Origin of the sequence: Pseudactinotalea sp. Z1732 (assembly GCF_049724975.1) — a bacterium.
In the GTDB taxonomy this organism is placed as follows: domain Bacteria; phylum Actinomycetota; class Actinomycetes; order Actinomycetales; family Beutenbergiaceae; genus CALKWS01.
Genome location: NZ_JBMPQC010000005.1, coordinates 61,456 through 80,989, shown reverse-complemented (window position 1 = coordinate 80,989; position 19,534 = coordinate 61,456). Strand labels below are relative to the sequence as shown.

15 protein-coding genes are annotated in these 19,534 nt (G+C 71.5%); 5 read left to right on the top strand and 10 right to left on the bottom strand.

The window, feature by feature from the left end; all coding sequences use genetic code 11:
• Nucleotides 1-119: 119 nt before the first annotated feature.
• The 4 genes from ACPL7H_RS11105 to ACPL7H_RS11090 form a co-directional block, all read right to left on the bottom strand.
• A complete protein-coding gene (locus ACPL7H_RS11105) occupies nucleotides 120-1,100 on the bottom strand; it encodes an NAD-dependent epimerase/dehydratase family protein (RefSeq protein WP_424797136.1) in 981 nt (326 codons plus the stop codon).
• Between the two features lie 8 nt (nucleotides 1,101-1,108).
• Entirely contained in the window at nucleotides 1,109-3,802 is a 2,694-nt protein-coding gene (locus ACPL7H_RS11100) for an alpha/beta fold hydrolase (RefSeq protein WP_424796983.1), read from the bottom strand.
• Nucleotides 3,799-4,830 carry a 3-oxoacyl-ACP synthase III gene (locus tag ACPL7H_RS11095; protein ID WP_424787518.1) on the bottom strand — a complete coding sequence of 344 codons (1,032 nt, stop codon included), beginning with the start codon at nucleotides 4,828-4,830 and terminating at the stop codon, nucleotides 3,799-3,801. The genes ACPL7H_RS11100 and ACPL7H_RS11095 overlap by 4 nt, the downstream gene beginning before the upstream one ends.
• An 81-nt stretch (nucleotides 4,831-4,911) precedes the next feature.
• Nucleotides 4,912-5,151: a DUF3107 domain-containing protein gene (locus ACPL7H_RS11090; protein WP_424787519.1), complete on the bottom strand. Its 240-nt coding sequence runs from the start codon at nucleotides 5,149-5,151 to the stop codon at nucleotides 4,912-4,914.
• Nucleotides 5,152-5,321: 170 nt separating this feature from the next.
• On the opposite strand from ACPL7H_RS11090, the gene ACPL7H_RS11085 reads away from it, so the two are divergent.
• Genes ACPL7H_RS11085 through ACPL7H_RS11075 form a run of 3 tightly spaced genes read left to right on the top strand, consistent with a single transcriptional unit; the run spans nucleotide 5,322 to nucleotide 12,580 of the window.
• A complete protein-coding gene (locus ACPL7H_RS11085; RefSeq protein WP_424796982.1) occupies nucleotides 5,322-6,095 on the top strand; it encodes a DUF3152 domain-containing protein in 774 nt (257 codons plus the stop codon).
• Between the two features lie 51 nt (nucleotides 6,096-6,146).
• Nucleotides 6,147-9,377 (top strand): PD-(D/E)XK nuclease family protein, encoded by a 3,231-nt coding sequence (locus tag ACPL7H_RS11080; RefSeq protein WP_424796981.1) that lies wholly within the window; start codon nucleotides 6,147-6,149, stop codon nucleotides 9,375-9,377.
• A complete protein-coding gene (locus ACPL7H_RS11075) occupies nucleotides 9,374-12,580 on the top strand; it encodes a UvrD-helicase domain-containing protein (protein WP_424796980.1) in 3,207 nt (1,068 codons plus the stop codon). The genes ACPL7H_RS11080 and ACPL7H_RS11075 overlap by 4 nt, the downstream gene beginning before the upstream one ends.
• 45 nt (nucleotides 12,581-12,625) lie before the next feature.
• On the opposite strand, the gene ACPL7H_RS11070 is transcribed toward ACPL7H_RS11075, so the two are convergent.
• Nucleotides 12,626-14,014 (bottom strand): phosphotransferase, encoded by a 1,389-nt coding sequence (locus ACPL7H_RS11070; RefSeq protein ID WP_424796979.1) that lies wholly within the window; start codon nucleotides 14,012-14,014, stop codon nucleotides 12,626-12,628.
• A gap of 100 nt (nucleotides 14,015-14,114) precedes the next feature.
• Between ACPL7H_RS11070 and nudC the strand changes: the two genes are divergently transcribed.
• Together nudC and ACPL7H_RS11060 are read left to right on the top strand one after the other, a co-directional pair.
• On the top strand, nucleotides 14,115-15,152 hold the full coding sequence (gene nudC / locus ACPL7H_RS11065) for an NAD(+) diphosphatase (protein ID WP_424796978.1): 1,038 nt from the start codon (nucleotides 14,115-14,117) through the stop codon (nucleotides 15,150-15,152).
• Nucleotides 15,153-15,280: 128 nt separating this feature from the next.
• Nucleotides 15,281-15,865, top strand: a complete 585-nt coding sequence (locus tag ACPL7H_RS11060; protein WP_424796977.1) for a GNAT family N-acetyltransferase — start codon at nucleotides 15,281-15,283, stop codon at nucleotides 15,863-15,865.
• Between the two features lie 30 nt (nucleotides 15,866-15,895).
• Here the strand turns inward: ACPL7H_RS11060 and ACPL7H_RS11055 are convergent, their stop codons facing one another.
• The 5 genes from ACPL7H_RS11055 to ACPL7H_RS11035 all read right to left on the bottom strand — a co-directional run bounded on the left by ACPL7H_RS11055 (nucleotide 15,896) and on the right by ACPL7H_RS11035 (nucleotide 19,523).
• Complete coding sequence (locus tag ACPL7H_RS11055; RefSeq protein ID WP_424787598.1) at nucleotides 15,896-16,117, bottom strand: mycoredoxin; 222 nt, start codon at nucleotides 16,115-16,117, stop codon at nucleotides 15,896-15,898.
• Nucleotides 16,118-16,296: 179 nt separating this feature from the next.
• Entirely contained in the window at nucleotides 16,297-16,809 is a 513-nt protein-coding gene (locus ACPL7H_RS11050) for an N-acetyltransferase family protein (protein ID WP_424796976.1), read from the bottom strand.
• 68 nt (nucleotides 16,810-16,877) lie between these two features.
• Nucleotides 16,878-17,774, bottom strand: coding sequence for an RNA polymerase sigma-70 factor (locus ACPL7H_RS11045; RefSeq protein ID WP_424796975.1), 897 nt, complete (start codon nucleotides 17,772-17,774; stop codon nucleotides 16,878-16,880).
• Nucleotides 17,771-18,976, bottom strand: a complete 1,206-nt coding sequence (locus ACPL7H_RS11040) for an NAD(P)/FAD-dependent oxidoreductase (RefSeq protein ID WP_424796974.1) — start codon at nucleotides 18,974-18,976, stop codon at nucleotides 17,771-17,773. Before ACPL7H_RS11040 ends, ACPL7H_RS11045 begins: the two co-directional genes overlap by 4 nt.
• 127 nt (nucleotides 18,977-19,103) lie before the next feature.
• The gene (locus tag ACPL7H_RS11035; protein ID WP_424796973.1) at nucleotides 19,104-19,523 is read right to left on the bottom strand and encodes a hypothetical protein; all 420 of its coding nucleotides are present in this window, start codon (nucleotides 19,521-19,523) and stop codon (nucleotides 19,104-19,106) included.
• Nucleotides 19,524-19,534 lie beyond the last annotated feature (11 nt).

Sequence of the window (19,534 nt, the reverse complement as noted above, 5' to 3'; positions counted from 1 at the left end):
GTCGTTACGACCGGGCAACCTGGTACATCCACACTGTATCGCGAAGGTGCGTACACCGTCTGCAACGTGACCAATCCCACCGCCGGCAGGCCGGTGGCATCGCGGGAGTTCGTCCCCGGTCAGCCCGGGAGTTCGTGCGCGGCCAGCCGGTCCAGACCCTCATCGATGCTGACCCCGGGCCGCCAGTTGAGCACCTGCTGGGTGTGGCGTTGGTCGAACCAGTGCGCGGTGGAGAGTTGTTCGGCCAGGAAACGGGTCATCGGCGGCTCATCGGGTCCGGGACGCACCGCCCAGAGGGCCTCGACCACACCCCCGGCCATCCGGGCCAGGGCGGCGGGTACCCGCCACGTCGGCACCGGCGCCCCGGCCGCACGGCAGATACCGGCGAGCAGGTCACCCACCGGTCGTGGTTCGGCGTTGGTCACCACCAACGCCTGCCCGTGGGCGTGTTCGGCGCGCTCCAGCGCCGCCACCAGTGCGTCTGCGGCGTTGTCGACGTACAGGGAGTCGATCAGCGCCGCACCATGGTCCAGCAGGGGTAGCCGCCGGGCCCGGGCCCGCGCCACGATCCGGGCGACCAGTTGGGTGTCACCGGGCCCCCACACCAGATGCGGCCGCAGCGCCACCACGACGAAGCCCGGCTGGTCCGCCGCGAGCGCCAGCTGTTCGGCGGCCGCCTTCGTGCGCGCGTAGTGACCCCGGGCGCGCTCCGGCTCGGCGGCTCCGGCTGCCACCCCGATGAGCGGATCCCCGGTGTGGGCCACGGACGGCGTGGACACCTGCACGAAGCGGTGCACGCCGGCCTGTCGGGCGGCATGCAGGAGTGCGCGAGTGCCCTCGATGTTCACCTGTTCGTACTCGGCGCGTGGTCCGCTGACCGAGACCTTCGCGGCGAGGTGCACGACGGCGTCGCATCCCTGGACGGCACGGTTGAGCGCGGTATGCGCACCGGAGCCGGTGAGCGAACCCCGGATGTCCGTGGCACCGGCGACCCCGGCCGGTCGCCGCTGGAAGGTGCGCACCTGGTGGCCGGCCGCCACCAGGTGCTCGGCGGTGCGACGACCGAGCATGCCGCTGGCACCGGTGACCAGCACCCGCATACGGGCGGTCACGGCGCCTGAATCCTTCCGCCGGCCAGCGCGCGCTCGGCCCACTGAGCCAGCCGGGCGCGGTCGACCTTGGCGTTGTGCCGCACGTCGGTGGGCAGTTCCGGTACCCGCAGCACAGCGGCCACGGTCAGGCCGCATCGGGCGCGCACCGCCTGGCGCACAACCCGCGTCAGGCCCGGGGTGGCCAGGGCGGGGGCGGCGCCGGCGTGCCGATCGATCTGCGGATCGGTCTCCAGGACGACGACGACGTGCTGGGTGCCCGCGGGACCGACACCGACGGCGGCCGCCCGTTGCACCCCCCGGATCTGCTGCGCGGCGTGCTCGATGGCCACCGGGGTCACCACGCCCCCGGCAGTACGAATGATGTGGGCCAGGCGACCCTCGATCCATAGCCGGCCGCGTGCGTCCAGGTGCCCGACATCCCCGGTGCGGTGCCAGCCGGCATGGTCGGCGCCGGCGGCCTGGGTGGCCCACAGCTGGTCGTAGGTGCGCTTCAGGTGGGCTGCGGTGACCAGCACCTCACCGGTGATGCCCGGTGCGGTGGTGGCATCGCCGGTGGCGGCGCCGTCGTCGTCCAAGGGAATGATCCGGGCCAGCGCCCCCGGGACGGGGTGGCCCACACAGCTGCCGCCACCGGCACCGGTGACGCCGGCCGCCTCGTCCTCGGCAGCGGCATGCAGACCGGTCAGGTCGATGTCGGTGAGGGGGAGCACCTCCGTCATGCCGTAGGGGGTGTGGGCCGAGGCATTGGGCATGATGCGACCGACCTGCGCGAGCAACTCGGGGGCGATCGGCGCACCGGCGGACAGGAACAGTTCCACCCCGGCCAGGGCACTGCGGTGCGTTTCGGTGAGGTCGGCAGCGGTGCGGAGCACGTTCGTCAAGGCGGCCGGGGAGGTGAAGACCGCGGTCGCGTCGCTGGCGGCGACGGCGTCGGCCAGCGCGGCGGCGGTGAGCGTGGCCGGGGCGACCACGTCCATGTCCGGGGTGATCGCCGCGGAACCGAGCGCGGTACCGATCAGGGCGAAGGGGGCGAATCCGACCACGAACGCCGAGCCCGGCCCCAGGTCATAGGTGGTGGCGAGCGCATCGCGCATGGCCGCCAGCCGGCGGTGGGTGTAGGTCACGCCCTTGGCCGGTCCGGTGGATCCGGAGGTGAACAGGATCGCCGCATCATCCTCCGGGTCCGGCTCAGCGGGCAGCGTGCCTCCGTGCTGCTCGATGCCCGCCCCGCGGGCGATCAGGTCGGCCAGGCCGGTGCGGGCACCGAGGGCTCGGTGCCGTGGTGTGGTGTGCCCGGTGGCGACCCGCCGGCCGGGCCACCCCAGCAGCCGTGCGCCGGTCAGGGCGCGGTCGACTCCGATGAGCCACTGCGGGCCGGCGCCGCGCAGGGCGCGGCTCATACCGCGCAGGCCCAGGCCCTGGTCGGCGAGCACGGCGACGGCTCCCAGACGCAGGCATGCGAACAGTGCGGTGGTCAGGTCCACACCCGGAGTGATGAGCAGGCTCACCCGCTGACCGGGGCGCACCCCGAGGTCGGCCAGTCCCAGCGCCAGGTGGCGCACCCTGGTCGCCAACTCCTGCCAGGTCACCGTCTCGGTACCGGCCCGGGACAGGGCCAGGACCGCGGGCTCGGCGTCCTGGCCCCGTTCGTCCAGGACCGCGGTGAGGCGGCGGAGCCGGGGCGGGGCGGCGTCAGCGCTGCCGTCCGCGGCGGCGTTGTTCCCGGCCGCCGTGTGGCGCGTGGGGGCGCCGGTACCGGTCTCGGTGGGGCCGGTGCTGGTGGCGGGTAGGCGTTCGGCGAGCCAGCGAACCACGGTGCCGGCCACATCGGCGTCCTCGGGCAGCAGATGCCCGGCCCCTTCGAACCGGTGCACGTCGGCCTGGGGCAGCCGGGCGCGCAGGTCGCGCAGGTACCGCTCGGCGAAGACCGGATCTCGCGGCCCCCACAGCAGCAGCGCCGGGACGGTGAGCGCTGCGGTTCCGGCGGCGATCGTGGTCAACGCGTCGTGGGAGGGATGGCGGGGGTCCGCCGGGATGTCTGCGACGAAGTCGGCGATCGCGTGCCGGTCCCGGGCCTTGGCGTAGGGCGCGAGGTAGGCACCGGTGACCTCCTCGGGGAGCGGGCGCTGGGCCAGGGCAAGGGTGGCGCGCAGGAAGGTGCGGGTGCTTCGGGTCGCCCAACGATGAATGACCGGGTGGCCCGCCAGGCGCAGCAGGGCGGGGATCGTGCTCGCCTCGTGGTCGTGATGGATGGCGGTGTTCGTCAGGACGACCCCGGCCAGCAGATCGGGGTGCCGGGTCGCCCAGCCGAGGGAGACCACCCCGCCCCAGTCGTGACCGACCGTCACCACCGGTCCGCCCAGTCCCAGGTGGTCGGTGAGGGCACCGAGCTCACTCACCCGGTCGGCCAGTCGGCGCATGCGCCCATCGCGCTGGGACCAACCCATCCCCAGCTGGTCCACCGCCACCACGCGCCACCCGGCGCCGGCTCCCGCGGTGAGCAGTTCTCGCCACAGGTAGGACCACGTCGGGTTCCCGTGCACGGCCAGCAGCGTGCCGCGCGCGGGTCCGCCCAGGTCGGCGATGTTGTCCAGCACGTGCCAGGTCACCGGCGAGGTCGCTGCGGTGCCGGGCACGGTGATGTGCCTGCTCCACCCCGGGGCGATACCGCGCAGGTCCGAGATGCTCACCACCGCAACTCGAGCATGGCGGTGTTCAGGCCGGATCCCACACCCATGCACAGCACCCGGTCACCGGGAGCGAGGTCGGCGGCCTGCGCGGCCAGGGTCATCGGTAGCGAGGCCGGTCCGACGTTCCCCCAGTGGTTGAACGTGATCGGCACCCGCTCGGCCGGCAGCTCGATGGCGTCGATGATCGCCTGCGTGTACGGGGTGGAGATCTGGTGGGTGATGTACCGGTCCATCCCGTCCCACTGGAAACCGGCCCCGTTGTTGGCCTCCTCCCAGGCGGCCACCACCAGCGGCAGTCCACCCTCGAGCAGGCCCTTGGTGTCGGTGAACATCCCCTCCAGGTTGCCCACGCACAGGCCATGGTGCTCGGTGGCGGCGCGGCTGACTCCACCGACGATGCGATGGCCGTTCGGATGCAGGTCGGTACGGCCAAGAACCGCCGCCGCCGCTCCGGAGCCCAGGGTGAGGGAGGCGAACTCGCGGCGGTAGTCCTCCCGGGTGGCCTCCGGCCGCCCGAGCCGGGCCAGGGTTCGCTCCTGGGTGGCGCGGGTGTCCTCGCTGTTGACGATGACGGCGTAGTCGATCTGGCCGGCGTCGATCATGGTCGCCGCGAGCATCATGCCGTTGACGAAACCGAGGCAGGCGTTGGCGATGTCGAAGTTCATCGCCGAGGACGGCAGCGACAACTCGTGATGCACCCGTACCGCGACCGAGGGCTCCAACTGCGTGCGGGTCACCGAGGTGTTCACGAGCAATCCCACCCCGGCCGGGTCGACACCGGCTTCAGCGATCGCCTTGGCGCCCGCTTCGATCGCCGGGTCGTCGAATCTGGTTCCCTCCTCCCACCAGCGCCGCTCGGTCACGCCGGAGATCCGCTCCAGCATGTTGTCCGGAAGTCGCAACCGCTTACGGGTGGTAGCCAGGTGTTGCTCGAAGCGGGCGGAGGGTATCCGCACCGGTGCTTCGATATGGGTCACCGACAGCACGGAGGTGTTGCGGTATCGGAAGTTCGCGTTCTTGCCTGTCACGACTTGAACCTAACTGCTCAAGCAGCGGCGCGCTCGCAGGGATCGGTCAGCGGCACCGTGCGGTCACTGTCGTCGACCGGCTCAGAGGGTGCCGAAGCCCACCTTGCGCTGCTCGTCGCCGCCGAACTCCACGAAACCGAGCGCGGCCACCGGCACGATCACCCGGCGGCCCTTGCTGGTGGTCAGGTCCAGGGCCGCGCCCGGGTCGCTCTCGGCCTTTGTGAGGGCCTTGTGCACGGATTCGGCCACTTCCTCGGCATCCTCCGACACGTCCAGGGTCAACTCTCGTGCCACGTTCCTGACTCCGATCGTGATCTCCACGTGTCCTCCTTCTGTGCGGGTCGGCCTGAACTTCCCCCATCGTAGGCGCCACCGGGCCCGGCGGTGACCGCAGCACGGTGACGGTGGCGACCACGGGAGGGGGTGCGCCGAAGGTGTCCGAGCACACCCCGGGGTCGAGACTTCGACGAAGGTTTGCCAGTATGGAGGTCATGCGTCGAGCGATCATCGTCCTCTGCGCCCTGCTGGGCGCAGTGCTGCTCGGTGCCCAGTCGCAGTCGATCGGGGCCGCACTGGTCGACGAACCCGACCCCTGGCCGACCCCGAGCGGCGATCCGGGGGGACCCGATGGGGTGTACGGGCCCAGGTTGCCCGCCCTCGAGGATCGGCTGCGTCCCGGCGACGCCTCGGCCGGGCTGCTCAGCCGGGTGGTACCCCAGTCCGGATCCGGCGAGTTCGATGCCGCCCGGATCGCCGAGGAGATTCCGGAGGACGCCGTCGAGGAGTCCGTCGATGTGCTGACGGTCGACATCGAGGTGGAGCGTGACCTGGCCATCGACCTCGAGCGGTTCGCCGACTTCGTGGTGACCACCCTGAACGACGAGCGCGGCTGGTCGGCGCAGATGGACGTCGCCTTCGCCCACGCCGGCGCCGGGACCGAGGCGGACCTACTCGTGCGGCTCGCCACCCCGGACACGGTCGATGACCTGTGCGACCCGTTGCCCACCGGCGGCGAGTACTCCTGCGCAACCCCGGACGGGGCGGTGCTGAACGCGTTGCGCTGGGCCGAGGGTGCCGAGACCTTCAGCGAAGCCGGGGGAAACCGGACCGAGTACCGGCACTACCTGGTCAACCACGAGGTGGGGCACCTACTCGGTCACGGTCACGCGCAGTGCCCCGCGCCGGGTGAGCCGGCGCCGGTGATGGTGCAGCAGTCGATCACCCTGGACGGGTGCGAACCCAACGGGTGGATCGTCCCGGACTGATCTGCCCGCGGCCGGTCCGGCGATGTCGGATCGAGATGATGGGATGGGGCCATGTCCTCCCCGGTGTTCACTCGTGCCGCCGTCGGCTCCGGCGTGCCGAGCCTGGACGTCTCCCAGCGCCGTGTCGCCCGGGCGGTGGCCGACGGCGGGCGGCACGTCGTGCACGGTGCGCCGGGCTCGGGCAAGACGCACCTGGCGGTGGCTCTGACGGTCACCGCGGCGTTGGCGGGGGAGCGACCCATCCTGCTGGTGCCCACCCGCACCGGCGCCGCGGACCTTCGCACCGAGGTCACCCGCCGGATCGGCCGCACGCTCGATGAGGCGGTGGTACGCACTCCGGCGGCCCTGGCGTTCGCGATCCTGCGGCTGCGCGCCAGTCACCTGGGCGAGCCGGCACCCACGCTGATCTCCGGACCGGAACAGGACCAGGTGCTCGCCGAACTGCTCGCCGGGCACGCCCAGGGGGAGGGCCGCCCGGCGACCTGGCCCGAGGGTGTGGGCCCGCAGACCTGGGGACTGCAGGCCTTCCGTAACGAACTGCGCGACGTGCTGATGCGCGCCGCCGAGGCGGGCCTCAGTGGCGCCGAACTGAGTGAGCTGGGCCGCTCCCGCGACCGGCTGGAATGGGTGGGCGCCGGACAGGTCCTCACCGAGTACACCCAGGTGATGGCCCTGGGTCAGATCACCCCGGACCGTGGCGCGCGGTATGACGCGGCCGGGATCGTCGACGAAGCCGTCAGTGCCCTGCTCACCTGGGATCGGGACCTGCCCGGGGTGGACCGGCCGAGGTGGTCCCTGGTGGTCCACGACGACTACCAGGACGCGACCCTGGCCACGGCCCGACTTCTGGGGGCGCTGGGTGACGACGGCGCCGGCCTGGTCGTCCTCGGTGACGCCGATGCCGCGGTGCAGTCCTTCCGCGGTGGCGTGCCGGCGCTCCTGTCCACCGCGGCCGCACCGCCGCCCCGACCCGGCGGCGCGGACTCGGCCGCATTCGCCGCGGACGCGGCCTGGGGTGCGACCGAGCATGTGCTCGACCGGGTGTGGCGCCACGGTCAGTCGGTGCGGGACCCCGTGCGCCGACTCACCCGCGCGCTACCGGTACTAGCGGCCGGCGCCCGCCGGGAGGCTCCGGGGCAGGACGATCACGCAGACCACCCACCGCGCGGGTTGCGCACAGCCGTGTTGGGCAGTCCGGCGCAGGAGGTCGCATTCGTGGCCCGCCAGTTGCGGATCGCGCGGCTGCATCACCAGGTGCCGTGGTCACAGATGGCGGTGGTGGCACGCTCCAGTGCCCAACTGGGGTCGGTCCGGCGGGGTTTGCGTGCCGCAGGAGTGCCGCTGGCGGCGGCGCCCGCGGACCGGCCGCTGCGTGAGGAACCCGCGGTCCGCCCGCTGTTGGCGGTCCTCCGCACCGCCCTGGCCGGGGAACTGGACCTGCCTACCGCCATCGACTTGCTGAGCAGCCCGATCGGGGGCCTGGACCCGGTGACGCTGCGGGGGTTGCGGCGGTACCTGCGCGCCCGGGAACGCCAGGAGGGGGGAACCCGCAGTTCCGCCGAGGCGCTTCTGGATGTGCTGTCCGATCCTGACTCCGCGGGCGAACTGCCCGCCCGGTACCGTCGCGGTCCCGCCGGGGTGGCCCGGGTGCTGAGTGCTGCCCGGGATGCCGTGACCGATCCCGAGGCAACCGCGGAGACGGTGCTCTGGGCGGCATGGGAGGCCACCGGGCTGGCGGGCATCTGGCAGCAGCAGGCGCTGTCCGGTGGCGTCGGCGCGGACCGGGCCGACGCGGACCTGGACGCGGTGCTGGCACTGTTCCGAGCGGCTGAGCAGTTCATGGACCGCACCGCCTACTCCTCCCCGGGCTCGTTCGTGGAGCATCTGATGGCCCAGGACTTCCCCGCGGACACCCTCGCCGCCCGCGGCCACCAGGCCGAGGCGGTGGCGGTGCACACCGCCGCCGGGGCCGCCGGCGGGCAGTGGGAGGTGGTGGCGGTGGTCGGTGTGCAGGAGGACGTCTGGCCGGATCTGCGGATCCGCGACACCCTGCTCGGCTCGGCGGACTTGGCCGACCTGGCCGCAGCACGTGAAGTGCGCGGGGAGGATGAGGCCACCCGGATGCGCCGGGCCCGCCGCGATGTCGCCGATGGCGAGTTGCGTGCGTTCATCTCGGCCTGTTCGCGCGCCCGGCGGCTGTTGTACGTCACGGCGATCCTGGACGAGGACGAGCGGCCCTCGATGTTCCTGGACCTGCTCACACCGGGCACCGATCACGAGACGACGGCGGTGCCGCCCCCGCTGGACCTGCGCGGATTGGTGGGGCAACTGCGGGCCGCGCTGCGCCCGGTGCTCGCCGGCACCTCAGGGGTCGGCTCCGCGAATCCGGCCCCGACACCCGCCGAGGTTGCGCAGGCCTCCGAGGCCGCCGCCGTACTGTCCTATCTGGCCGAGCACGGTGTCACCGAAGCCGACCCGAGCCGGTGGGGAGCCCTGTTCGCCCCCACCACCGAAGCCCCCCTGCTGGCGCAGGACCAGGTGCCCACCATCGGACCTTCGGCAGTGGAGCAGATCACCACCTGCCCGCTGCGGTGGGTGCTGACCCGTAACGGCGGTGAACCCGGAGTCTCCGACGCTCAGCAACTCGGCAACCTCATCCACGAGATCGCGGCCGCCCACCCCGACGGCGATGAGGCCGGCATGCGGCAGATGCTGGAGCGTCGCTGGCCCGACCTCGGCCTGGCGGAGGGTTGGATGGCCACGGCGCAGCGTGCCCGTGCGGAGTCGATGATCACCCGGCTGTCCGAGTACATGGCCACCCGGCCCGGCCCGGTGGACGTCGAAGTGGCCTTCACCGCAGAACTCGACCAGGTACGGCTCCGCGGCCGGGCGGACCGGGTGGAGCATGTGGGCCAGGGCCAGGTCAGAATCGTGGACCTGAAGACCGGCGCCACCGCGGAGTCGGTGGCGAAGGCCCGCACGAACCCCCAACTGGGCGCCTACCAGGTCGCCACCGAGGCGGGCGCGTTCGGCGATGTGGGCAGCGCGGGTGCAGCGCTGGTCTATCCCGGGACCAAGGCCACGGCCGCCACCATCCGCTACCAGCCCCCACTGGCCGAGGCCGAGGACCCCCGGTGGGCGCATCACCTGCTGGCCGATGCGGGCAGGATCTTGCGTTCGGGCACGTTCGAGGCCCGGCCGAACGAACACTGCCCGCGCTGCCCGGTGCGCTCCTCCTGCCCCGCCTTCCCCTCCGGCGCCCGGGTGGAGCCGGTCCGATGACGACGGCGCAGGTCGCCTCGGCCGGTGCGGTGCCGGTGACGCACAGTGCTGCCCGGGTCGCCCGACTGCTGGGCCACCATCCGCCCACCGCCGAGCAGGCCCGCATCATCGAGGCACCCTTGAAACCCCTGCTGGTAGTCGCCGGAGCCGGCTCCGGCAAGACCGAGACCATGGCTGCCCGGGTGGTCTACCTGGTCGCCAACCGGCTGGTGCCACCGGGCTCGGTGCTCGGGCTGACGTTCACCCGCAAGGCCGCCGCGGAACTATCGCAGCGGATCCGCACCCGGCTGCACGAACTATCAGAGGCAGGTGTAGGCCCGGGTGTGAGCCTGGAGGATCAGCCACGGATCGCCACGTACAACTCCTACGCGGCCAGCCTGCTCACCGACCACGCCCTGCGCATGGGACTGGACCCCGACGCCCGGCTGATCAGCGACGCCGGACGGTTCCAACTGGCCGAACAGATCGTGCGCGCCTGGCCGCAGGACCTGGAGACCGGCTACGCGGGAAGCACGGTGGTGGACGCCGTCACCTCCTTGGCTGCCGAGCTGGCCGAGCACGGGTTGGAGCCGGCGGAGACGGCGAAGGACCTGCGAGCCCAGGCCCAGGACCTGCTCGCGGTCTCGGGCAAGATGGTCAAGGAGGTCAGCGACATCGCCGCATCGTTGGATCTGCGCGCCCGACTGATGGAACTCGTGGCCGAGTTCGGCGCACGCAAGGAGCGCGAGGGCGTCGTGGACTTCGGCGACCAGGTGCGGATGGCGGCCCGGATCGCCCGGGCCGTCCCCAAGGTCGGGGCCCTGGAGCGCACTCGGTATCCCGTGGTGCTCCTGGATGAGTACCAGGACACCTCGGTGGCACAGGTGCAGTTGCTCACCGCCCTGTTCGGTGGCGGCCACCCGGTCACCGCGGTGGGGGATCCGAACCAGGCGATCTACGGGTGGCGCGGGGCAGCGGCCGGAACCCTGCTGTCCTTTCCCGAGCACTTCCGGGTCGCCGACGGGCAACCGGCCGCGGTCACCCCGTTGAGCACCGCATGGCGCAACGACACCGCGATCCTGTCGGTGGCCAACCGGATCGCCGAACCACTGCGCAGCGGTGTCGCGGCCACCATGGTGCCGCCGTTGCGCCCCTCCCCGGCAGCGGGTCGCGGCACCGTGCTGGCCCACTGCGCCGAGACGGTGGAGGAGGAGGCCGCCCAGATCGCGCGGGTCCTCACCCGGCACTGGTCCGATGACCCCGAGGCCCCGGCGACGGCGGCCGTGCTGTGCCGGAAGCGCTCCCAGTTCCCCCTGATCGAGGAGGCGCTGCTGGCCGCCGGGCTGCCCTGCCAGGTGGTGGGCCTGGGTGGGCTGCTGGCCACTGCGGAGGTAGCCGACATCCGTGCGGCCCTCACTGTGGCGCACGACCCCTCCCGCGGCGATGCGATGATGCGCCTGCTCACCGGCCCCAGTGTGCAGTTGGGTGCGGCGGACCTGGCCGTGCTGTGGGAGTGGGCCGCCGCCCAGACCCGGGGCCGGCCCGAGGAGTCCGGGCAGGCGGCGCAGCCGCAGGCCGATCAAGTTCTGGAAGCCGACGAGCGCTCGAGTCTGGTCGAGGCGGTCGACCGGTTGCCCCGGGGCACCTGGACCGATCGCCACGGCCGTACCCTGAGCGGGAAGGCTCGGGAGCGGCTGCGCCGGTTGTCCGGGCAGATCCGGCGGATCCGGGCGCTCACCCACCTGGACATGGCCGAACTGGTCACCACCACCGAGCAGATCCTGGGCCTGGACATCGAGGTGATCGCGCACGTACCCGGTTCCGTCGCACACGCCCGGCGCAACCTCGACGCCTTCACCACCGCGGCGGCCTCCTTCACCGGGGGCACGGAGGAACCCGGCCTGGGCGCCTTCCTGTCCTACCTGGATGCGGTGGAGGAGGAGGAACGGGGACTGGACCTCATGGTCGCCGAACCCGACCCCACGGCCATCCAGATCATGACCGTGCACGCCTCCAAGGGCTTGGAGTGGGACACCGTGGTGGTGGCGGGCCTGAACACCGGTGACTTCCCCACGCTGGCCCCGAACAAGGACGGTCACTACCTGAACCCCGGGTGGCTGACCAACGTGCGCGCCCTGCCCTACGGCTTGCGCGGGGACCACGACTGGTTGCCGGACCTACCGATCCAGGGCGCCGGCACCATCGAAGAGGTACGGCAGGCGCGCACGCAGTTCTGCCACGAGGAGGGCGAGCGGCTGCTCGACGAGGAAAGGCGGCTGGCCTACGTCGCGATGACCAGGGCCAGACACGTGCTGATCCTGACCTCCTGCTTCTGGGGCACCCGCAAGAGGGTCTCGGTCCCCTCGCCGTTCCTGAAGCCACTGGTCCAGGACGGTCTCGCCGATCCCGGCCCGAACTGGCCCACGGCAAGCGCGCACCCAGAGAACCCGCGCACCGACGCCGACCAGGTCGCGACCTGGCCCCGACCCGCCCACGCGGTGGCCACCGCGTGGGAACAGATCTGGGACGGCGCCGATCAGCGGGAGCAGTCCGTGCCCACCACCTCCCAGGCCGGCCGATGGTGGGCCGATGCCGAACTGCTGCTCGCCGAGCGGGACGCCGTCGACCCGGCCCAGGTCACGATGCCCGAGCACCTGTCGGCCTCGGCGATGGTGGAACTGGCCCGGGACGCGCCGCAGTTCTGGCGCCACCGCCGCCGCCCGGTGCCGCGCCGCCCCAGGGGGTCCGCCCGGCGCGGCACCCAGTTCCACGCCTGGGTGGAGCAGTACTTCGGGGCGCGCACACTGCTGGACTGGGAGTTGCTGCCAGGGGCGGAGGAGGAAGGGCCCGATCAGGAACTGGCAGCACTGCGGCAGGCGTTCCTGGACTCCGACTGGTCCACCCGGACACCGGTGGCGGTAGAGGTCGACATCGAGATCCTGATCCGGGAGGTGGCGGTGCGCTGCCGCATCGACGCCGTCTTCCCCACCACCGACGGGGTGCACGTGGTGGACTGGAAGACAGGCACCCCACCGCACGATGACGCCGCGCGCCACGCCACCCAGGTGCAGTTGGGCCTGTACCGCCTCGCGTGGGCGCGCCTGCACCAGGTTCCGATCGAGACCGTGCAGGCATCGCTGCACTACGTCGCCCAGAACCGTACCGTCCACGCCGCCGAACTCACCGAGGCCGAACTGGAGGATCTGCTCCAGCCCCCCACCTGATGGGCGCGGCCGGGCCGTGCTCAGCCCGAGGGCAGCACAGGGTCCTCAGCGCGAGGGGAACTGGCCCGTGGGGGCGTCGTCGCCGCCGCGGCCGGGATCGGTGCGATCATAGTCCGGCTCGATCGGGTCCGGCGCGGGGACGTCGGCGGTCTCCGGCGCGTCTGCGAGGACCCCGGTGCCGTCGTCGCGCCTGCTGCGGTCGTGACCGCCGTCGTCGTTCCTGACCGGGATGCCACCTTCAACCGTCGGCTCGTCGATCCCGGCGGTCCCGTAGTCCATGTCCTCCGCGTGCGCATAGGCGGCGAACCGCGGATCGTCGGCACCGGCTTCTGCAGCGGCACCCGCGGCACCCGCGGCCTCCGCGGCCTCCGCGGTGTCGCGGGTGTCATCGAGGTCGCCGCCCGTACCGTCCGTGCCGCCGTCGAGGTCATCCTCGGCACCGGCGCCGTCGGTGCGCAGCGGCACCGGTCCGGTCACCCAGTCGGTGCTGACCACCGGCACCTGACCGATCGGGTCGGCGTCGGCGACCGCACGGTCCAGATCGGTGAGCATGTCGATGGCGTCGTCGATGACGGAGTTGTCCCGGGTGCGCACCCCGTGCATCAGCCAACGGGGCAGTGCCAGTTCGCTGGCCAGCAGCGTCCGCGCCGCCAGGAACTCATCGGTCCGGTCCCCGCGTGCCTGGGTGTAGGCGGCCAGGATCGCATCGCCGGTCTCCGGCGCCGCGGCCGCGATCAACCAGGACAGGTCGTCGGCCGGGTCGGCTACCCGGGCGTCGGCCCAGTCCAGGATCGCCGTCACCTCGTCATCGTCTACCAGGATGTGCTCCCCGGCGAGGTCCCCGTGCACCGGTGTGGCGATGAACTTCCACAACCGGACATCCTCCAGCGCGCGCTCCCACCGGCGCAGCAGATCGGTCGGGACGTGCCCGGTGCGCGCGGCCTCATCGAGTTCGGCCAGCCTCCGGGTGCGGTAGGACTCGGCGTCGTAGACCGGCAGACCGGCGTCGGCCACCACAGCAGTGTCCAGGTCGTGGATCCGGGCGAGGGTCTGCCCGAGCCGCCGGGCCAGGGCCGCCGAGACCGCCTGTACCTGCAGCGGGCGGCCGCGCAGTTCCCGGTAGACCATCGCACGGCCCCCCTCCGGCAGGGCCGCGAACCCTGCCGGGCGGGGCACCTCGAAGGGCAGCAACTCGTTGTCCACTGCCTGGGCCAGCACGGCCAGGAGGTCGACCTCGCCCTCCAGCGCGGCACCGGCGACCGTGCTCCGGGGCGCGCGCACCGTCCAGCGCCGGCCCTGGGCGTCCATCAGGGAGGCGACGTCGAAGCCGGCCCCGGTGTGGTGCGGGGGCCGGGTGGCCACCACGTCCAGGCCGGGGATGGCTACGGTGGCCAGGGCCGCCAACGCGAGCGGCGAACGGGGACTGGTCGACACCCTCCCCACGGTATGCCCACCGGCGGGCGCCGGCCCTGTGAGGCGCCCGGTGTGTCCCGCTATGGCGGCGCGAGCCGGCGGGGCCGTCTACCGTGGAGGGGTGCGCTCAGACGACCTGCCCCTCTCTCGCTCCGGAGTGGACCGCGACGGCCTCGGCCGCGTCCGGGAGGGGTTGATCGCCCGCCTGTTGGACCTGCCCTCCACCCGGGTCCTGCACCTCATCGGTGGTGATGTGCTCACCGGATCCGATGACGCGCTGATGTTCACCGCCCCGCTCGGCACCGGTGGCGCTGACGCACCTGAGGCACCCGATGGTGCCGGCGGCGCGGCCGGTGGGGGCCCGGCCGCCCCGGGTGGTGCAACCCCGGTGCCCACCACCGGCGTCGGCACCGAGGATGTGCTCCTCTACCTGGGGCGCGACACCGAGCACGCCTACCTGGCCCAGGTCCACCCCGAAGCCACCGGCGTGAGCGACTGGGCCGAGGAGATCTCCCGCCGCACCGATGACCCGCAGGGCGCGCCGGGCGCCCGCCGCTCCCACCTGCGGGACGTGGGTTGGCGACTCCCCGCCCGCGATGCCGGACTCGCCACCGAGGCGGTGGCGCTGGCGAACTGGCACAGCACCCACCGGTACTGCCCTCGTTGCGGCGGGCCCACCGCGGTGGGCGAGGCCGGGTGGGTGCGCCGGTGCAGCGTGGACGGATCCCAGCACTTCCCCCGCACCGACCCGGCGGTGATCATGGCGATCACCGATGACGACGACCGGTTGCTCCTGGCCCACGGTGCCGCGTGGCCGCCCACACGGTTCTCAGTACCGGCCGGGTTCGTCGAGCCGGGGGAGTCCCTGGAAGCCGCCGTGCGCCGCGAGGTCGCTGAGGAGACGGGTGTGCTCGTCGGTGAGGTGACCTATCAGGCTTCGCAACCGTGGCCCTTCCCGGCCTCGCTGATGGTGGGTATGAGCGGGCGGGCCCGGACCACCGAGGTGACGCCCGACGGCGTGGAGGTCACCGAGGCCATGTTCCTAAGCCGAACCGCACTCGCCCGGGCCGTGACCGATGGCGACGTGGTGCTGCCGCGGGCCACCTCCATCGCCCACCACCTCATCGCCCAGTGGTACGGCGGGCCACTGCCGACGTAGGCGGCTCTGGGCGTCCCTTGCGGATTCGGAGCCGGGCGATACACGCATCGCTCGGCGCCGGTGCGAGCGGGTTCGCGCGCTCGGGTTCGGCCTGGCTGTCGCTGGGCCCTGGGCGATAGAGTCGGGCAATGGCTGTCGAGGTGCGAGCCGCCACCCGTTTCGAGGACGTGGCCACGATGGTGGGCCCCAGACGTCCCGGCGCCGAGGTGTGCTGGTGCCTGAGTCATCGCAGACTCACCGCCGCAGAGCGGGCGCTACGGGGCCAGGACCGCGTCGACCTGGTCCGAGACCTCGTCGCCCAGGATCCGCCGCCCGGCGTCCTCGCCTACGACGGCGCGGACGTGGTGGGCTGGGCCGCAGTGGCTCCGCGCCGGAACACGAGTTTCGCCCGCAGCCGCAAGATCCCGCACCTCGATGCGGTCGATGCGGTGGATGTGTGGTCCCTGTGGTGCCTGCGGGTGCGTCCCGGTCACCGTAAGCAGGGGATCGTCCACCACCTGATCGCCGGCGCGGTGGACTTCGCCCGCGCGAACGATGCCCCGGTGATCGAGGCCTACCCGCTGGACAACAAGGGCGCCAAAGTCGACCAGTCCATGGCCTACGCGGGCACCCGGGCTGCGTTCGAGGCCGCCGGGTTCACCAGAGCCGCCGGCACCGATTCGGTGCTGAGTGGCTTCCCGCGCGTGCTGATGCGATTGGACCTACGGCGCTAACGCCCGGCGCCGGCGCCGGTTGTGCCGGGCTCAGGCGATCCGTTCCTTGACCTCGGCCAGGGAGGGGTTGGTGGCCGTGGATCCGTCCGGGAACAGCAACGTGGGTACGGTCTGGTTGCCCTCGTTGGCCGTCATCACGAACGCGGCCGCGTCCTCGTCGTTCTCGATGTTGACCTCGGTGTAGGGGATCCCCTCCCGGTCCATCTGCGACTTCAGTCGCCTGCAGTAGCCGCACCAGGTGGTGCTGAACATGGTGGTGCTGCCTGCTTGGGGTGGGGTGGTGCTGCTCACGAAGTGCTCCCGTCGACAAACCGGTGACTGAACTGGATTCGATGCTACCCCGCACCCGCGCGGTGCCCCGGTGGGGTAGCACACACCATGGGTCGCACCTTCTGGCACGCCCCACCGGGCGCCGGCGCAGTCGCACGAACTCAACGATCCGTCAGCGCGGCGGACGTTCGGGCCGGCGTCGTATGACGAACCATCACGATGCTCGGCGAGGGCGGGGAGTGGTCCGCAGGAGGCAGTTCGCTGAAGCCCAGCCGGCGGTAGTAGTCCACGGCCCCCTCGTTGCTACGTCGAACGACGGCCCGCAGCACCTGCAGGTGCCGTTCGAGGCAGTTCCGCAAAGTCGTGTCCATCAGCAGCATTCCGATGCCTTTGCCCCGCGCAGGCTCGGAGACGAAGGTCGCGACGTCGACCCACCCAGGAGGCAGGTCGTCGTGGTATCCCTCAACGGCTTGGAATCCCAGGAACTGCTCCGACTCGGTGGCAACCACGCAGCCGAGACAGTGCTCCCCGGCAATGAACCACTCGGTGAAGGCCTCCGGACTCAGGTGCTGCTCGATAGCGGTCTTGTCTCCTTCGTCGACGATGCTGTTGAGCAACCGGGACAACGGATCGGCATCCTCAGGGCGAGCGTCACGGATCACGACGCCGACCATTTCGCCTCCCTCCGGTTGCTGCGTCGTCGAGGACCGTGACAGGCGGTCCGACCGGTACGCCATCGGCCTCATCCTAGGGTGAGGCGGGTCTCGGACCTGATGCGGGACAGTTTGTGAGGGTTGCGCACGTAGTACAGGCCATGGAATCGGCCGTCGGTGACGCGAGCGGTGAGGACTCCGTCGATGGCACCGTCGAGGCGCACGAGGAGCGCAGGGCTACCGTTGGTCACGATGGCCTGCGCGGCGAACTCACCGTCGAACTTCCCGAAGAGGGCGAGGATGATGCGTGCCACGTTGTCAGCGCCGAGGATCGAGCGGACCGGCGCCTTCTCCACCCCACCCCCATCGCCCACGAGGACGACGTCGGGGGCAAGCAAGTCCAGCAGACCCTGGAGGTCACCGGTTTCGACTGCACGTCGGAAGGACTCCAGGGCCGCGCGGGTGTCTCTTTGGGACACCACCTGGCGGGGGCGGCCTGCCTCGACACGTCGTCGCGCTCGGTGGGCTATCTGCCGGACGGCCGCCGCGCTCTTGTCGACGGCGACCGCGATCTCGTCATAGCCGACGTCGAAGACCTCGCGCAGGACGAAGACGGCGCGTTCCGTCGGCGACAGTGCCTCGAGGACCAGCAGCATCGCCATCGAGACGCTTTCGGCGAGTTCTACGTCCTCTGCCACGTCCGGTGTGGTGAGCAAGGGTTCAGGCAGCCACGGGCCGACGTAGGTCTCTCGACGGCGCTTCACTGTCCGCAGCCGGTCAAGTGCCTGCCGGGTCGCGACCTGGACCAGGTAGGCGCGCTGGTCGCGCACCTGGCCCAGGTCGACCGTAGCCCACCGTAACCATGTCTCCTGGAGGACGTCCTCCGCGTCGGCGGCCGACCCGAGCATCTCGTAGGCGACGGTGAAGAGCAGGTTCCGGTGACGGATGAATGTCTCGGTCGCCGCGTCCGTGGCGTGGTCGGTCACGGCCCACCCCTTCTCATTCGACGTTCCCCGGCGCTCACTGCCTCGCGCGCGGTTTGGAGGACCTCCTGGCGCTTGGGGTCGCGGAAGCGCCAGGTGAACGAGCCGGGCCTGCGCGCCTCCTCCGTGAGGAACTTGATAGATCCCTGCACCGCCTTCTCTTTGATCATCGCCGTGAGGCGTCCCGCGAGGTAAAGGCCTCTGGCGGTGTCGTCCCGGTGGGCGACCTGGAGGACGGCGTCGCGACGACCCAGACTGATGCACTGGCCGAAGAATCCGACGTCGATGCAAGCGGGCGTCACTCCGGCGATCCGGCTGAGCACCGTGTCGGCGGCATGTGCACCGAGTGGGAGGGCCGTCTGGGCACTCATCCTGAACGGTAGGTCCGACGGTGCCGCCGCGTCACCGGCGGCGACGATACGCGCGTCGTCCACGCTAGTCAGCGTCTCATCCGTCAGCAGGCGGCCTGATCCGTCTGTGCTCAGACCGCTGCCGGTGGCGAGGTCGGGGACCCCGAACCCTGCCGTCCAGACGGTGACCATGCTCGGGATCTGGCTGCCGTTGCTGAGCCCTAAGGACTCCGGGCTGACGGCAGCCACGTTGGATCCCTCCCGCACCGCGACTCCTAGTCTCGCCAAGCGGTGTTTGACCGATCGGCGAGCCCGCGGATGCAGGTACGGACCGAGTTCTGTTCCGCAGACCAGCGTCACATGACGACCGGCTTCGCCCAACTCTGCCGCGGTCTCGATCCCAGTCGATCCACCGCCGACGACCACGACCGGAGCCGTTGTGGCCCTCGCGTCGAGTGCTGCCCGGAGCCGACTCGCCTCCTCTAGGGTCGCCAGCGGGTGGGCGTGCTCCGCCGCCCCGGGTACGGGCGAGGCAGCACTGGTGCTCCCCACGGCGTACACCAGGTGGTCGTAGTCGACTGCCCCGCCGCTACCCACCGCGAGGCTGCGTCCCGGGGCGTCGATATGGGTGACGGTGTCGACCACCAGTCGGACGCTTGGAGCCAGCACCACCCGGTAGTCGACGACCGTTTCGTCGGAACCAGCGCCGAACTGATGCAGTCGGAGGCGTTCGACGAACGCCGGACTGCGAGCGATCAGCGTCACCGCCACGTCGTCGCGCTGGGTGAGGCGGTTGGCTGCCATCACGCCGGCGTACCCACCGCCGACCACGATGACATGGATGCTGTGCGTCATGGTCTCTCCTTCGTTCCATTGGCTTTGACCACCAGACGCCGCGCGATGGGAAGTTGTGACAGCCGAACCAGCGCGTCTCATCGACACATCGACGCACCGCTGAAACCGCAGGTCACCGCCCCCACACCTACTCGATCGACACCAGTCTGATCTCGTCTTCGGCCGGGAGTCGCTGATCGCCTTGCCACTCACGGCCGGCCTGGGCGTCGGTGGGGTAGTGGACGCAGAACGCCTCCACGTCCTCGTCGACGTCGAAGGTGCCACGCACGCCAGCGGGCATGTAGAGCGACTCCCCGACGGTGGCGGTGAGGGCCTCCTCGCCGATTCGCACGGTCAGACTGCCCATGGTCACCACGGCAACCTCGTCGTAGGCCCAGAGGAACTCGAATCTCACCCCTCGCCGGAAGCGGATGTAGGCCAGCCCCAGGTTTGACCCCTCTGGTTCGTCCGCGATGTAGCCGACGTAGGCCCGGTGGCCGCCAACCTGTAGCCACTCCGGCACGTCGTGGACGCTGAGTTGCTGGATCGTGCGTGCCTCGAAACTCAACTGCGGGTCTC

What these genes read in the sequence shown, in the direction of transcription:
- ACPL7H_RS11105 (WP_424797136.1), bottom strand. Translation starts at nt 1,100, where the DNA reads ATGCGGGTGCTGGTCACCGGTGCCAGCGGCATGCTCGGTCGTCGCACC.
- ACPL7H_RS11085 (WP_424796982.1), top strand. Translation starts at nt 5,322, where the DNA reads ATGCGTCGAGCGATCATCGTCCTCTGCGCCCTGCTGGGCGCAGTGCTG.
- ACPL7H_RS11080 (WP_424796981.1), top strand. Translation starts at nt 6,147, where the DNA reads ATGTCCTCCCCGGTGTTCACTCGTGCCGCCGTCGGCTCCGGCGTGCCG.
- ACPL7H_RS11075 (WP_424796980.1), top strand. Translation starts at nt 9,374, where the DNA reads ATGACGACGGCGCAGGTCGCCTCGGCCGGTGCGGTGCCGGTGACGCAC.
- ACPL7H_RS11060 (WP_424796977.1), top strand. Translation starts at nt 15,281, where the DNA reads ATGGCTGTCGAGGTGCGAGCCGCCACCCGTTTCGAGGACGTGGCCACG.
- ACPL7H_RS11055 (WP_424787598.1), bottom strand. Translation starts at nt 16,117, where the DNA reads ATGTTCAGCACCACCTGGTGCGGCTACTGCAGGCGACTGAAGTCGCAG.
- ACPL7H_RS11050 (WP_424796976.1), bottom strand. Translation starts at nt 16,809, where the DNA reads ATGGTCGGCGTCGTGATCCGTGACGCTCGCCCTGAGGATGCCGATCCG.
- ACPL7H_RS11040 (WP_424796974.1), bottom strand. Translation starts at nt 18,976, where the DNA reads ATGACGCACAGCATCCATGTCATCGTGGTCGGCGGTGGGTACGCCGGC.